This is a genomic window from Actinomadura craniellae, from assembly GCF_003289645.1.
Lineage (GTDB): Bacteria > Actinomycetota > Actinomycetes > Streptosporangiales > Streptosporangiaceae > Actinomadura_D > Actinomadura_D craniellae.
The window spans coordinates 59,707-75,301 of sequence record NZ_QLYX01000006.1 but is presented as its reverse complement, the minus strand read 5'-3'; the positions used below and the strand labels follow the sequence as shown (position 1 = coordinate 75,301).

At 70.0% G+C, this 15,595-nt stretch carries 4 protein-coding genes; 1 reads left to right on the top strand and 3 read right to left on the bottom strand.

Annotated elements, in window-relative coordinates; genetic code table 11:
- Window positions 1-115 precede the first annotated feature (115 nt).
- Complete coding sequence (locus DPM19_RS14735) at window positions 116-3,394, top strand: hypothetical protein (protein WP_111867702.1); 3,279 nt, start codon at window positions 116-118, stop codon at window positions 3,392-3,394.
- 528 nt (window positions 3,395-3,922) lie between these two features.
- Here the strand turns inward: DPM19_RS14735 and DPM19_RS34845 are convergent.
- The 3 genes from DPM19_RS34845 to DPM19_RS14725 all read right to left on the bottom strand — a co-directional run bounded on the left by DPM19_RS34845 (window position 3,923) and on the right by DPM19_RS14725 (window position 15,494).
- Window positions 3,923-4,180 (bottom strand): hypothetical protein, encoded by a 258-nt coding sequence (locus DPM19_RS34845; protein ID WP_146778877.1) that lies wholly within the window; start codon window positions 4,178-4,180, stop codon window positions 3,923-3,925.
- 64 nt (window positions 4,181-4,244) lie between these two features.
- Window positions 4,245-11,084 (bottom strand): RHS repeat-associated core domain-containing protein, encoded by a 6,840-nt coding sequence (locus DPM19_RS14730; RefSeq protein ID WP_111867699.1) that lies wholly within the window; start codon window positions 11,082-11,084, stop codon window positions 4,245-4,247.
- Between the two features lie 207 nt (window positions 11,085-11,291).
- Complete coding sequence (locus tag DPM19_RS14725) at window positions 11,292-15,494, bottom strand: RICIN domain-containing protein (protein WP_111867697.1); 4,203 nt, start codon at window positions 15,492-15,494, stop codon at window positions 11,292-11,294.
- Window positions 15,495-15,595: the final 101 nt, after the last annotated feature.

Sequence of the window (15,595 nt, the reverse complement as noted above, 5' to 3'; positions counted from 1 at the left end):
AGTCCGGCCTGGTAGACGATTTGGGCTACTTGGCGTCGCTATCATCACTTGGCGCACCCCTTACCCGGCGGCGATCAATGACGCCGCGCCGACCAGCATTCAGGAGAGAGCGGGCGTGACCGGAAACGGGAGATCGGATGAGCGGCCCGACGGCGATGCGCTCTACCAGGAGGAGCCCGCGCCCTTCCTGCCCGACTGGCTGAGCGACCCCGCGCTGGCGGGAGCACCACCCGCCCCCGAGCCTGCCGCGGCGACCACCGAGCCGGTCGAGGAGCCCCCGGACGAACCCGTCCCGGACGCCGACCAGACCCGGACCGACCTCGCGGTCTTCGCCGCGCCCGTCCCGGCGCCCGCCGAGGCCCCCGCCGAGGCCCCCGCCGCACCTCCGTCGGCCGAGCCCGACGACCCGGCGCCGGCCGACCAGACCGTTTCCGACGACGCCCCGCCGAGCCCGCCCTCCGACCGGCCGTGGTACGTCCAGGCGGCCGGTGTGCCCGGCCCGCCCTCCGACCAGCCGTCACAGGTTCCGGGCGAGCCCTCCCCGGCGGCGAGCCCGTCCCCCGACCAGCCATGGCAGGCGCAGCCCCCGGCCGGGCCCGGGCAGCCGTGGCAGGCCCAGGAGCCGGAGGAGCCGGCGCCCGCCCAGCCGTGGTACGCCCAGGCGCCCGAAGAGCCCGCCGCCCCCTCACCGGCCCCGCCCTGGCAGGCACAGACCCCGGACGAGCCCTCCCCCGCAACGAGCCCGTCCCCCGGCCAGCCGTGGTACGCGCAGGCCCCGCCCGGCGAGCCGGCGAGCCCGGCCCCGGACCAGCTCTGGCCGGCCCAGGACCCCGCGGCCGAGCAGATCCGGCTCGACCAGCCCGAGGCCCGGCCGTGGGAGTCCCAGAGCCCCGCCGCCGGCCCCTGGCAGGCACAGGCCCCGGACGAGCCCTCCCCGGCGGCGAGCCCGTCCCCCGACCAGCCATGGCAGGCGCAGCTCCCGGGCGAGCAGCCGCCGGCCGGAGCCGGCCAGCCGTGGGGAGCCGGCGGGTACGGGCTGCCCGCTCCGGCCCAGCAGCCGCCTCCCGCCGCGGCCCCGTACGAGCCCTGGCGGCTGGAGCGTCCCGTACGCCAGGGCCCGAAGTTCCGCGCCAAGCCGATCCTGATCACCGTCGCCGGGGCCGCCGTGATCGGCCTGGTCGCCGCCGGAGGCGTGTTCTTCCTGAAGGGCGGCGAACCGGCCGACACCGGCCCCCGGTCCGGCCCCGCCGACAAGCTGTTCGCCACCGCCCCCGGCGGGCCCGACGGCCGCGACCAGGAACTGACCGCCGTCGCGGCGGCCGGTTCGACGGTGGTCGCGGCCGGCGGCGAGTCCGACGCGCTGACCTACCGGGCGCAGTTCCTGGTCTCCGGCGACGGGGGCAACTCGTTCCGCCCCGCCACGGTGCGCGACGCCGACGGCACGGAACCCCCGCACGGCGAGGTCCCCCGGCACGTCGTCGGCTCCGCCCGGGGCTGGGTGGCCATGGGCGACCGGAGCGGCGGCACCATCGTGTGGCACAGCCAGGACGGCAGGTCCTGGACCCGGCTGGCCGGCGGCGGCGTCCTGGACCTCTTCGGCCCGAAGCAGCGGGTGCTCCGGCTGATCGCCGCCGACGCGGGCTTCGTCGCCGTGGGCGAGAGCACCGTCCGGGGCGACTACAGCGATTCCGCCCCGGTGCTGTGGTGGTCTTCGGACGGCACACGCTGGAACCGGATGATCAGCAACCAGCTCAACATCTCCTACGGCAGGGGCCTGCTCCCCCTCACCAACGTCGCCCTCTCCCGCGGCGTCTGGCTCGTCCAGGGCGCCCACCGGACGAGCGCGACGGCGGAACCGCGCAACCGCGTCTGGCGGTCCACCGACAACGGCCGGACCTGGCGGGAGACCCGGATCCCGGTGCCCACCGGCACGGCGGGGCTGTCGATCGGGCTCGGTCCCGCCGGTTTCCTCGCCGTCCGGGACGTTCGCGGCGCGCAGTCCTTCGGGCAGGCGTACGCCTCCGCCGACGGCTCCCGGTGGAGCACCGCGGGCCGCGTCCAGCTTCCCAACTACCAGCGGATGCTCTGGCTCGGCTCGTCCGACCGCGGGTACACCGCCGCGGTCGACGTCGGCGGCAAGGCCGGGCTGGTCCGCAGCACGGACGGCCGGACCTGGGTCGAGGCGGGCGTCGTGCCGGTGACCTCGCACCAGCCGGTACCGCCCCTCGCGGCCAGCGGCGACCGGACCGTGTTCGCCGCCCGCGACCTCAGCGGCCAGGACGGCAACGCGGTGCTGGCCGTCTACGACGCGCAGGGGCATGACACCCGGATCGACCTGACCAAGGTGGCGGGCGTCCGCGGGTTCGACCGGTCCGCGGTGGGCATCGCCGCCGCGGGCGGGCGCGCCCTGGTCCTGGGCGGCAGCAACGGCGACGCCATGGCCTGGGCCGCCGGCGCGGACGGCGAGTGGAAGCGGACCGCGGCCGAGGGCGACGCGCTCGCCCGGCCGGGGCTGCAGCGGCTGTCCGACGCCGTCTCGGGCGGCGCGGGCTGGCTGGCCGTCGGGCATCACGGCACCTCGCCGCGCCAGCCCCTGGTGGTGACCTCAGCCGACGGGAACACCTGGCGGGCCGCCGACGGCGCCGCCATGTTCCGTCCCGGCGGCGGGGGGATGAGCACCAACGGGGCCGCCGCCGGCCCCGCGGGCTACGTCATCGTCGGCACGGACGGTCCCAGCCCCGCCGCCTGGTACTCCTCCGACCTGAAAACCTGGGAGCGCGGCCGCGCGGCCGGCGCGGCCGACCTCGGCCCCGGTGGCTGGATGCAGCGCGCCGCCGCCGGCCCCGCCGGCTTCGTCGCGGCCGGCGGGTACAACGATCCACGGGGCGGCGCCCGCCCCGCGGCGTGGACCTCCACGGACGGCCGCACCTGGACGATGACCCGGCTGCCGCTGCCGCAGGGCGCCGCGGACGGCCATCTCACCCACGTCGAGGCCAAGGACAACCTGCTGGTGGCCCTCGGCCGGAGCACCGTCGCCGGCAAACTCGCCCCGCTGGCCTACATCTCGGCCGACGGCGGCAAGACCTGGGAGAGCGTCCAACTCCCGGCCCCCGCCCAGGGCTCCGACCTGGCCCCCACCGCCCTCGTCGCCACCCCCCGGGGCTTCGCCGCCGCCGGCACCGCCGGCGCGGTCGGCAAGACCGACGTGGTCCTGTGGACGTCCGCGGACGGCCGCACCTGGCAGGCCCAGGCCCCCACCGGCGCCGGCCTCTCAGGGCCGGGCGACCAGGAGGTCACCGACCTCGCCGTCCTCGGCCCGGACCTCCTCGGCGTCGGCACCATGGCCGACCACAAGAGCAAGCACGCCACCTTCTGGCGCCGCCCGCTGCCCTGATCACAACTACATGGTTACGAAAGCCACCATTGGTGCGGCAACGACGACGCCAGGTTCTGGGCCTCCGCTGACGGTCCGTCCCTGTTCCGATCCGGGCCGCAGGGCCTGTTCACCAACGGGGCCGCCACCGGCCCCGCGGGCTACGTGGTCGTGGGCTCGGACGGCCCGAACCCGGCCTCCTGGTTCCCCACCGACCTGCGGACCTGGGAGCGCGGCCGGGGCGCCGGAAACGCCGATCTCGGCACCGGCCCCTGAATATAGCGCGCGGTCGGCGGTCCCTTCGGTTTCGTGGCGGTCGGCGGCTACAACAACCCCGCTTCCAGAACGCGGCTGCCCGTCCCGCGCTGTGGACGTCCCCGGACGGCCGCAAGTTACAGAAGCGCCTCATTGGTTAGAGTGCTGTTTTCTTTCTGCGTGGCCTGAATACACCACACTAGATCGCGGATCTTATTCCCCAAATCCATAAATTAACGCCAGGAAATCACCGCATCCGACCCCGGAAACAAAGGGCAGGCCATCACAACTCGGCTACGATTCATCCAAGTACCGCCCACCCGCGTCAAGCCAATCATTGACGAGTTCCAGCAACCCCCGAGCAGTCCCCTTCGATTCGGAATCGATATCCTGCGCACCCATGAGGAGAAGAAGGGATTCCCTCAACACTTCAACCGAGTAGCGATCGACATGGAGCGAGAGGAAATAATTGGGATCGATTGTCGATCCGAGTAGGCTGTGAGGACCTTCACCGGCGGCCGCGAGCAGCCAATTCGCCTGCTCTTCCGTCATGCCAGGGAAGACGACACTCCAATATCCATCACGATTTTCACTCATAGCACGACCCGCCATGCGACTAGCAACCAATCTCATTAAGCAAGGCATCCGTCGTCGCCGTGCGAGTCGCCTTGCTCCCGAGAGCCTTTATCGATTTTGCAATCTTCCAAGTGCCACCATTGTGAGACCCATCCCCATCACCAACATCTTGGGAAATGAACGTCTTTCCATTTGTGAAGATCTTTTGACCCTTAATAATCTTACCCGTGTCGCGATATCCGAGATAATTGGCCAAATGGGTCGCCTGCCGATTAGTCAACGGCTGATTTTTGCCCTTTTTTTGCGTAGGCAGAGGGTCATCATTGTGTACGAGGACGAGTGCGTCCCCTGCCTCCACATAATACGTGTGCACACCGGCGATGGTGAGGTTGTGTACGCGCTGGAACAGCACAGTACGGGCATGAGTAGCCGCAACCTGAACGCGAGCACCCAGCGAGGTTCGAAGCCACATTCCCGGTTCGAGATCAGCTGCCTTTACCCATCTTTTGATACCACCGGCAACCCAGAAGGCGTGCTCATCAGTGGCGATCACAAGACCAGTCTGGTCACCACGCCCGCTATCGGTATAGACAAATATATCAATCAGGGTCTTTTGCCCGACACCGGTGATGATCGCAGATACGGCATGAACCCCGGTCTTACCGGTCTGAGGGTCTGTAGCAACAACCTTATCGCCAACTTTGACGTCCTCGATGGGTTTGCGGCTGCCATCGGCCATGAGGACCACCGTCCCAGGGACGAAACTATTGCCCCTGCAGCCTTGGCGACCACGACGCTTGGGGAACGCCCGGAGGCCAGCGCCTAGGCCTCCGCCCGCTACCGCAATTCCCCCTATCGAATCCATCCAGTCTGATACCAGCTGACTGAACCATATATTCTTACGGCATTCATCGATTTTTGCGCAGGCTGCGCGCGCAGCGTACAGATCACGCCCAACCTGTGTCGCATGAGAGAGGGCCGGTCCCTTGCCCCTGTTCGCACTGAGATATATCCGCCAGAACTCAGCCCTGAATAGATTGACATCGATGCCGTCGGGAACAACTATGTCGCTTCCGCCGACCAGCCGATCCCTCCCACGGCCCATTCCGGTCGAGTGAGTGATGTTGCCATTGCGGTCGCGGACGTCATAGCCGTTCTTGTCATTAGGAGTTCGGTTGACTCGGTCTCCGTTGGAGCATTCGACGTGGCCATCGAACCGGCGGCACAAGAGCCCATCCTCGTCCATGTTGGCGACGGGGCTGTTGTTGGCGTAGCCGTAGCCGTTCATCTGCTGGGGGTCTTCGTAGTCGAAGACCGGGTCAACCGATATGAAGCGGCCGGTGTTCGGGTCGTACTCACGGGCACCCAAATGGGTCAGGCCGGTGGTGTCCTTCGTTCCGCCGACGAAGCCCTTGTCCATCTCCAGTGGCCAGACGCCGGTGAGCGTGCCGCGTGTTTGCCCGAAGGGCGTGTAGCGGCGCTGGGAGATCTCGTCGAGGTCGTTGGCGTTGATCGTGAGTTGGCTGGTGCCCTGGTGGTCTCCCACCAGGAAGGTCACCCCGTCGCTGGTACGGAGGGCGACGTCCTGACCCGCGTGGCTGTAGTAGCGGGTCGCCGTCGGGGTGGGCTGGGGTGTGGCCTGAGCGGGCTTGTCCAGCAGGAGTTCCATGCCCGGCAAATAGAGCGTGGTGGCGCTGGCCTCCCGGCGGATCAACCGGTCGCCGTTCGCTCCGTAGACGAAGGTGATGTCGCCCTCGGCCGTATCCTGGATCCTGGTTATCTCTCCGTCGGGGCTCCAGGTGAAGTTCTGGGTGCGTCCGCCGACGCCCCGTTTGGTCATGTTGCCGACGGCGTCGTACTCGTAGGCCTCCGCAGCGTCGCCCTGGAGCACGCCGGTGATCGGACTGGTGCCGGTCTGCGCGACGGCGCCCAGCATGTGACCCTTGACCGACGCGTGCAGCCCGCCGTCGCCGAGGTACTTGTACGTGCGGGTCGCCGACACCGTCCCGGTGGGGCCGTATTGGTGTTCGGTCTTCCGGTTGCCGGACGCGTCGTAGGTGTAGGTCACGCGATAGGGATCCGGCCCCCCGATCACCGGAACCGCCTGCGGATCCGACGGGCAGGTTCCGCTCGTCTGCGACCAGGCGTCCGTGAGGCGCTGCTGGTGGTCGTAGCGGAAACACTGCGTATCGGGTACTCCGCCGCGGACGTCCGAGATCCGGGTGATGTTCCCCGAGTCCGTGTACGAGTACGTGGCGTCGCGCGTGTAGCCCGCGACGCCTTCGCGGGTCGCGGTGGCGTGGGTGAGCCGCCCGGTGGGCAGGTCGTAGTCGAAGCCGAGGTCGATGTCCGGCCCGCCCGCGGAGAGCACCAGGCCACGAAGCTGGCCGATGTTCGTGTAGCTCGTTCCGGTGACGTAGGAGGAACTCCCGGTCAGGCCGACGGGCTGCTGCAGGGCGTCGTAGGAGCGGGAGAGGACCTCGGCGGGCAGCCCGCCCGCGGCGGGAAGGCCTGTGGACTTGACGGTGCCGTCGGGGTTGAACACCGTCTCGTACTGGTAGTCGCCGGCCAGCGCGCCCTCGGCACCAGGAATCCTGATCGTGGTACGCGTCGGGCGGTTCAGGGCGTCGTAGGTGTTGACGACCGTCGTGTAGTCGTGCGGTTGCCCGTCCGGTCCGATGCCCCGGGCCGTCGTCGAGTCGAGTTGCCCCTTGCGCAACGCGTCATAGGTCATGACGGTGAGCGCCGCTCCCGGCTCGCCGGCGGCGTTGCTCGCGTAGGAGTGCGTCCTGCGGCCGAGCGGATCGTATGCGTAGAAGACCCGGCCCTTGGTCTTGTCGCCCTCGGTGTAACGCGCATCCGTCACCGAGACGAGCTGGTCGAGTTGGTCGTAGTCGTACACGGTCGTCCCCCGGTCGGGGTCGACCGTCCTCGTCTTGCGGCCGCGGACGTCGTAGGTGAAGGTCCAGATCTTGTCGCCCGGCCCGGTCACCGAGATGAGACGGTCCGCGGGGTCGTACTCGTAGGTGGTGGCCGTGAAGTCGGTGCCGGTGGGCGATGCGGCGTTGTAGTGCCGCAGTTCCCGGGTCCGGCCGCGGGCATCGGTGTAAGTCGTGGTCGGGGTGCCACCGTCCGGAGGGTCGGCGCTGACCCAGTTGCCGGTGGGAAGCGAACCGTACGCGTAGGTCGTCGCGAACACTTCGGAGACGTCGCCCGCCCCGCCGCGCAGCGCCTCGCGGGTCTTGCGCCCGAGGGCGTCATAGGTGAAGTCGGTCTGGCTCTTGACCAGTCCCTGCATCTCGGGGCCGAACAGCGCCGGGGTCGGTGGCGCCTGGTCGTTGTAGTAGTCGCTGTAGCTGAAGTCGACCTGGTTGCGGGCGTCGTAGAACGAATCGGTGATCACCCGGCCACCGTTGGGGCCGGGTTCCTGGGTCTGGCGAGGGCGCAGGAACCCATCGAGGAGCTGGTAGGTGGGGGGCGTCATACTGCCGGAGTTGGTGACGGTCCTGGTGCCGACGGCCACGATCTGTCCTTCGGCGACCTGGTACGTGTGCTCCAGGCTGGGTGACTGGCCGGCCAGCCGGTTGCGGTCGGGCAGCCACACCCTGGTCGACCGGCCGAGTGCGTCGTAGAACTGCTCGGTCCGCTGGCCGCCGGCGTCGATCTTGACGGTCTGCAGGCCCCACGCCGCGTCGAACTGCGCGGTGATCGTGTGGGCGCTGGCAGGGACGTCCGGGTTCGTCGGCGGGGTGGTGGCCACGAGTTTGGTGGTCAGCCCGACTCCCGGAGTCGCCGGGGACTGGGTGTGGACGGTCGTGGAGATCCGTCCCCTGGCGTCCTCGGTCTTCTGGGGTCTGCCGTAGTCGTCGAACTCGTGGACCGCCGACACTTTCTGGTAGGTCGGCTCCGACCCGTCCGCGGCGGCGTGGGAGACCAGCCGCTCGGTGTAGGTGACCCGGCCTCTGGTCGGCGGCGCCTGCCAGGTGGTGCTGCCGTCGTAATAGGTTCGGACGTCCGCCAGGACGTGGATCCGCCGGTCCAGTCCCGTCCAGCCGCAGCTTCCGCGGGTGGTCTCCTGCCGGGCGACGTGGCTGCGCAGCCACGCGGTGGTGTTGTCCGCGTAGGTGTACCGCGTGCACCGGTCGTCGCCGGAGTCCGCCGTGTTCCCGTTGTCGAACACCCAGTGGGTCCGGCCCGTGCTCGCGTCGTAGTCGGTGCGGACCTCGGTTTTCCGCCAGCCGGGGTTGAGGTTGGTGAAGGTGCGGGCGTACTCGGTCTTGACGATGTTCGCCGTGACCGTCCCCCAGCTTCGGGTCCGCGAGGCGGTCTGGTGGCGCACGGGCAGGTTCTGGGTCCAGTTGGCCACCGGACCGTCGACGCCGTTGCGTTGCACGGTCCGCAGCTCGAATCCCGCGAGCGCGTCGTGGTCGGTGACGGTGCCGCCGTCCCCGTTGTCCACGGTGACGGTCTTGCTGCCGCCGCTGGGGGAAGCCCGGTCACCGTGCATGCCGCGCAGGAAGTGGTGGTCGGTCTGCGTCACCATCCCGCCGGTGCCGCCGGTCAGCACGTTGACGTGGCCGTACCCGCGCCATTGCGACCAGGTCTTGTACTTCTCCCGGGTCAGCCCGTCATCGTCGTCGTAGTGCCAGGCCGCGCCCGCCTGGTCGTCGTAGACGTACCGGGTCACCCGTTGCGGTGACAGGCCCGTGCGGTCGCTGGCCACGACCTGGGTGACCACGTACTTGTGGAACCAGTCGAGTTCGGGATCGACGTCGTCGTAGGTCCAGTACACCGGGTAGCAGCGTTTGGTGTTGGTGTGCGGCTCCGGCAGGCTGCCGGCCGTGCACTGGGGAGTGCTGTAGGTGACGTCGATCTGGCCGCCGGACTCGTCGGCGATGTAGTCCAGCCGGTAACGCATGAAGCGGCCGAAGTTGTCCCGCTGGACGCGGTTGTCCCGTTCCTCGTAGTCGAACGTCACCTTCGGCAGCGTGATCGGGCCTGCACTCGCCGCGTGCCCGGTGTGCTGGATGTACGTCGGGAGCAGGGAACGGTCGCTGTCGGCCAGTCCCCACTTGTGTCCCAGCGCCCATGAGTCGACATCGCGCCAGTCGCTGCCGTCGCTTCTGATCACCTGGGTCTTGACGGAGATCAGGCGCTTGCGGGTCCAGAAGGTCGGGGAGACCGTGCCGTTGAAGTCCTTGCACTCCTGACCGGCCGAGCAGGCCAGGTCCCACGGCACGTCCTGCCAGTGGCCCTGGTTGCCGTTGACCTCGTCCGGGTCGCAGTCGAAGGTCTCGGTGGGCAAGCAGCGCTCGCCGCTGGTGAACAGCACCCGGGCGGGGGCCTTCACGTCGTACAGCTTGTCGGAGCGCAGGCCGTACTCGATGCGCTGCAGCGTGCCGCCGCGCTGGTATTCGGTCTCGTCCTCGGGCCTCAGGTTTCGCCCGTAGTGGTTGACTTCGGGCTCGTAGAAGTAGGTGATGGCGTTGCCGTTGGGGTCGACCGCGTAGTCGAGGTTCCACCGCCAGGCCTGCTTGCACCAGGAGTCCTTGAAAGCCGCCTGGTGGCAGGGCTCGGGGTTGCTGCCGCCGTCGTCCCCGAACACCGGGACGGTCCACGCCGAGCGGGTCTCGACCTTCTGCGTCGCCGCGCCGTACCCGGGCAGCCGGTTCTTCCCGAAGTAGAACTGGGTGCCGTCGGTCGTGGTGACGCGCCAGTACTCGTTGTCGTTGTCACCGTTCCCGGTGTCGGCGGCGCTGCCTGTCAGCTTCTCGATGCGAGTACCGTCGTCGTCCTTCAGCCGCCAGACATTCCCCCCGGCCGGAACCAGTTCGCCGCTCTTCCCGTTCCAGCTCAGCGTGGCGTTGTCATATCCCCAGCACATGTCCCCCGGGGAGGCGTTGTAGACAGGGTCCTTCGGTACCCCGTCGTCTTCGCAGGGCCGGTAGCGCCGTTCGATGAACCCCGGCCAGAGCTCGAACCCCTCACCCACCCAGGAGGACTGCGAGTTCGTGTTGGAGGTCCGGCCGTCGACGCTTCCGGACGAGTACCTGAGCGCGACCCCAGGGGCGAGACCACCCGGAGCGGGGGGCACGCGCATCGGGTACGACCAGTTGAACTGCCCGGTGTTCAGCCCGGTGTTCCACGTCGAGGAGGGTGACAGCGACGTCGCCTTGTAGTCGCCCTGGGGTCCCGAGCCACCTGCCTCGGCCGCCAGTACCGTCATCCCCGCGGTCGGGGCGGAAAGCGAACCGGCCTCCGCGCCGCCGGCCGGGGTCGGGCCGGCCTGGACCTGGGCGGTCAGGGTCTTGAGTTTGCCGTCGTTGGCCGTCGGCAGCGGGGTGGCGGTGCGGCAGCGCGCCTGCTCGGGCGTGGTCAGCACGCACGCCGGGTACTGGACGAGCCGCAGCCGGGAGCCGAACGAGCCGCCGAAGGCCGTGGCGAACGGCGCGTAGTCGAGGCCCACCGCGACCTGGCCCGGTTCGGCCGCGTCCGACCGTCCCACGGTGAAGAGGACGCCCTGGACGCCCGCCCGGCGGGTGGCCTGCCGGTCGAGCATCGACACCCGGACGCGTCCGGCCGCGGGGCGGGCCGCGGTGCGCGCGTCCCCGCGGGTCGGGGCGGTGACCCAGACCGGCAGCGTGCCCGCGCGTGCCCGCTTGCCCGCCGCAGGCACGGTGGCCTCGGCGGTGCCCGGCGCCGGCCAGCGGGGGGCCGGGAGCGGGTCCGTGGTGAGGGCGGCGTCGCCGGGTTTACGCGGCCGGGCCTTGAGGTTCTTGCCGTCGACCGGGGCGGCCTCGGTGAACTCGGGGCGCGGGGCTTGGGCGGCCTGGGCCGGTGGGGCCGTCATCAGGCCCACACCGACCGCGATCGCGACCACCGCGGCGATCCACGGTCTGATGCGTCCGGGGCCGGACAGCAGACCCGTAGCGCGCTCTCCCACGACAACCTCCACCTGCTCCGCGCCGGCACGAGGCGGCGCAGTCCATCTCGGTCAGGATCAGCGGCATCGGCTTCCCCCGGCGGGGGCCGCCGGGGGAAGCGGTTCGGATGGATCGGATCGCGCCGGTCGGGAGGAGCTACGGCGTCAGTCGGGATAGATGTAGGGGAGCTGCGGGTTGCCGAAGGCGGTGTCGAGTTCCTGGAGGTTCGCGAAGGCCGCGAGTTGCTCCTGGGTGAGCGCGCCCTTGATCACCCACACGTCGTCCACCAGGCCGGAGAGGTACTCCCGGTTCGGGTGGTCGTCGGTGGTCTGGCCGTCGGCGAGGCGGCGGCCGATCTGGAACCGGGATCCGGCGTGGAAGGCGACCACTCCGGTGCGCCAGGACGTGTTCGTCACCGACTCGTCCAGGTTGCCGTTCACGTAGAGGCTCATCGTGTCGGTGGCGGCGTCGTACACCATCGCGATGTGGTCGGGGCCCTCGTTGATGCAGGTGTTGCACGACTGGCCGTGGTAGGTGGTCAGCCGGGTGGGTGCGGCGCCGTCCTGGGTCGCCATCTCCAGTTCCCAGGCGCCGATGTACTCGTACTCCGGCGGGTCGATGTCGGGATCCCAGTTGGGGTTCCTGGCCGCCCGCGGGTTGAACCGGACGGTGAACGCGCTCTGGGTGGTCCCGGTCACCGCGAACAGCGTCATGGGCACGGTCGGTCTGGCCGCCTCCACCCAGCCGGCCACGGTGAAGCTCTCGTCCGTGCGCACCACGGGGCCGGGGGTCATCGCCCATTCGCCAGTGCCGTCCGGGCGTCTCCCGTCCAGGCTCAGGCACTGGCCGGTCAGGTTGACGCAGGTCAGGTCGTCGGTCTTGATCTCGGCTCCGCCGTACAAGGTCATCGTCCGGTCCGTGCCGCCCGCGTCGGGGACGACGACGCCGACCCCCGCGGGGGAGTTCAGCGTCCACCGGGCCTGGACCGTGGACCGGTACCAGCCCGCGACCTCCGGCCCGGTCACGGTCCGGTTGAACACCCGCACGTCGTCGATCTCGCCGAAGAAAGGATCGACCTTGACTCCGTGGTACTTCCACCGGCCGATGGTGAAGGAGCCCCGGCTGGCGCCGATCCATCCGTCGGCGTTGTAGGGCTCGGTCTCCTGGAGCCGGCCGTCGACGTAGAGGCTGATCGTCTTCGCCACGGAGTCGTACACGCCGACCAGATGGACCCACTGGCCCATCTTGATCTTTTCCAGGGAGTACGCCTGCCCGCCCACGACCGCGTCGTCGCCGTCATGGGAGATCCCCGTCATCGACCAGTGGTCGTTGTGCGAGGCGTACTCGAGACGGAAGGCGCCGAGCCGGGTTCCGTCCTGACCCGCCACCGTGGGGTAGGAGCCCTTGCCGGTCGGCCGTACCCATGCCGAGATCGCGTAGCTCTTGGCCGGGTCGATCACCGGCTCGGTCGTCTCGACGTACCCGAAGGTGGTGGGATCACCGTCCGTGTTGATCCGCAGGGCGTTCGAACCGGTACGCGCCGCGTGCCCGAGGGAGGCGTCCGGGCCCACCAGGACCGCACGGTTGACCTGGGCGAAACGCCAGCGTTCCCAGGCGACGCCGACGCAGTCCCACTGCAGCACGGGCATGCCGTTGTCGTGCAGGCCACCTTGGACGTTCAGGCATTTGTTGCTGTGGACGGCCACCAGTTGGTACCCACCGTCCGCCTCGACGCGTTTCCAGCGCTCGTTGGCGCCCCCGCAGGTCCGCTGGACGGCGTGCGCGCCGTTGTCCAGGGAACCGCCCTCCACCACGAGGCACTTGCCGCTCCTGAGGCTGACCAGGGTGTACTCGCCGCCGCCCTGCTCGACCAGTTTCCAGCGTTCCCAGGCGACGCCGACACAGTCCCACTGCAGCACGGGCACCCCGTCGTCGAGCAGGCCGCCCTCGACGTTCAGGCATTTGCCGCTGTTCTGGCTGATGAGCTGGTAGGTGTCGTTCGCGGCCATCTCGTCGTGCAGCGTGGTGGAGCCCACCGGGTCGTCCAGCCTCCAGTGGGCCGCCTCGCTGCTGACCTGCCGGACCCGGAACTGGTACGTGGGTGCGTGGGATGAGAGGCCGGCCCCGTCGACCGCCCAGACGTCCAGCTTCCAGTCGCCCCTGTTCCCCGGAGTGACGGAGAGGGTGCAACCGGAGCTGGTGCAGCCCGCGGTCTGCCCGGGTGTCAGCCACTGGACCGGGCCGATCGGCTGCCCTGGCGGAGTGAGCTGGTAACCGTACTTGACCGGGTGCTCTCCCGGCGCCGGCGTGATCGTGAACGTACCCGGCTGGCCGACACCGTCGTGTTCCAGGCCGTCATTGGGGTACTTGGTCGACTGGACCGTGGGGGGTGGTGGAGCCGAGTTGTCGTAGACGAAGGCGCACTTGTGCCCGAGCCCGCCGGCCGAGGTCGCCGCGTCGCTGAACGGGCCGACCCCCATCCAGTTGGCGGGGTTGCCGTTCTCCTGCTGGTCCTGGAAGTCGTGGCCCCGGACGATCCAGGAGATGGGGACGTTCTTCGGCAGCTTGGTCTCGGCGCCCCACGCCTCCAGGTCGAACTCGAAGTCCGAGCCGCTGTTCAGCATCGCGGATCTGAGGAAGTTCGTGGCGCCGGGCCCGCCGTAGCGCCACTGGAAGTTGTTGTTGTTCGCGTCGCCCCAGCCGATCCAGTACTCCGCCTGGACCTTGTCGCTCGACTGGGGGTCGCTGATGCGCGCCCGCAGCCTGGGCCACTTCCGGATGCGCGGGCGGGCGGGGTCGCTCACCGCGAGGCACGGGTAGTTGCCCTCGCTGGTGGTGTTGCGCACGTCGGTGGGGGCGCGCGGCGGCAGGTTGTAGAGCACCCGCAGGGTCGCGTCGTTGTCGAAGCGCTTCCACCCGGAGGTGCTGCCCTCGTCACCGGCCCGCAGGCCCAGCCAGATGGTCCCGCCGCCCTTGGCGGTGTTGTGGAGTTCCTCCTTCAGCGCCTCGGACGCGAACACCAGCGTCGCGTCGGCGCAGCCGAGGCCCTCGTTGCCGTGCGCGGCGTTCATGGAGACGAGCCTGCGCTGCCAGAACCCGGAGGCGTTCTGGGTGCCCCAGCTCGTGGAGCCGCTGACGCCCTTGGTCTTCCAGACCTGCACCTGCGAGGGGGTGCAGTTGTACGCCCAGGTCTCGCGGGGCTTGAACTCGGCCCAGACCACGTTGGTGCCCAGCGCGGCCGACGGCAGCGCGAACTTGTAGAACAGCCGCTTGGTGACGGTGCCGCCGCAGCCGCTCATGTACGGGTCGCTGTCCGCGCAGCGGCCCATTCCCTCGTCGGTCCACGAGGCGTCCGTGTACGAGGTGGACACCATGACCGCGGCGGACTCGCCCGGGGCGGTCCAGTCCGGGTCGATGTAGACGGGGAACCTGGTGTCCGGTGCGGTCAGCAGGCCCTGGTCCGGCTCCAGCGTCATCTCCCCGCCGCCGACGCCGACCTTCATCCGCCGGACCTTGGACGCCTCGCCCGGGCCGCGGCCCGAGACGGCGGGGCCGGCCATGGTCCGCGGCTTCGCCGGGGCCGCGGACGGCGCGGGCGCGGCGCTCCGGGCGGGCGGGGCGGCCGGGGCCTCGGTCCCGTCGGACGAGTCCCACATCTCCGGCGCGCCCGCCTGGAAGAGGACGCCGCCCGAGCCGGCGTCGGTCGCCTTCAGCCCGCCCTGGCCGTCAGGGCCGACCGACATCCTCGGGGCGTCCAGCTTCAGCCGGAGCCTGCCCAACTGGGGCAGCCGCGCCGCGGCCGGTGTCTTCACGACGAGGACATGGGTGAAGCCGGACGGGGTGGCGCGCACCACCAGGTCCACGTCCTTGGTGAGCACGCCCGGGTAGGTGGCGCTGTCGCCCTGGACGGTGGGCGCGGGCAGGTTCCCGTACGGCCACTGGAACGCCAGTTCCCGGCCCGCCCGGGTCATCCGGACGAAGGGGCCCTTCCCCCCGCCGGAGAGCACCAGCCCCACGGTGGTGGCCGCCGGGGACCACGAGCCGTCCGGCGACCGCCGGAGCGCGGTGTCGATGGGCGTCCACCTGCCGTCCCGCAGGGTCCGCACGGGGGTGGTGTGGAGCGTCATCTCCAGCCGGCCGTCCGGCAGGGCGACGACGTCGCGCTGCGTGCTCGTCCGGGAGGTCACCCGCACCGGTTTCCGCCACTTGCGGGCGGCGGCCACCGCGTCCGCCTCGGTCAGGGCGGCCTCGGGCGGCTTCCCCGGCTCGGCGTTCGCCGGCCTGGCCCGGGTGGTGGCGACGGCTTGGAGCATCGAACCGGTCAGGGCCACCGCGACCAGGAACGCACCAGCACGACGCACGCGCACGCCGTACCTCCTCATGCCGTGCACGGGAGGCGATCCCGCACCGTGGAAGGTCGTCGTGATCTTGACCGGACATATGGATCAAGGTCAAGAAACTCCAGATG

Excerpts from the sequence above, each read along its gene's own strand:
- DPM19_RS34845 (WP_146778877.1), bottom strand. The coding sequence starts at position 4,180 with ATGACGGAAGAGCAGGCGAATTGGCTGCTCGCGGCCGCCGGTGAAGGT.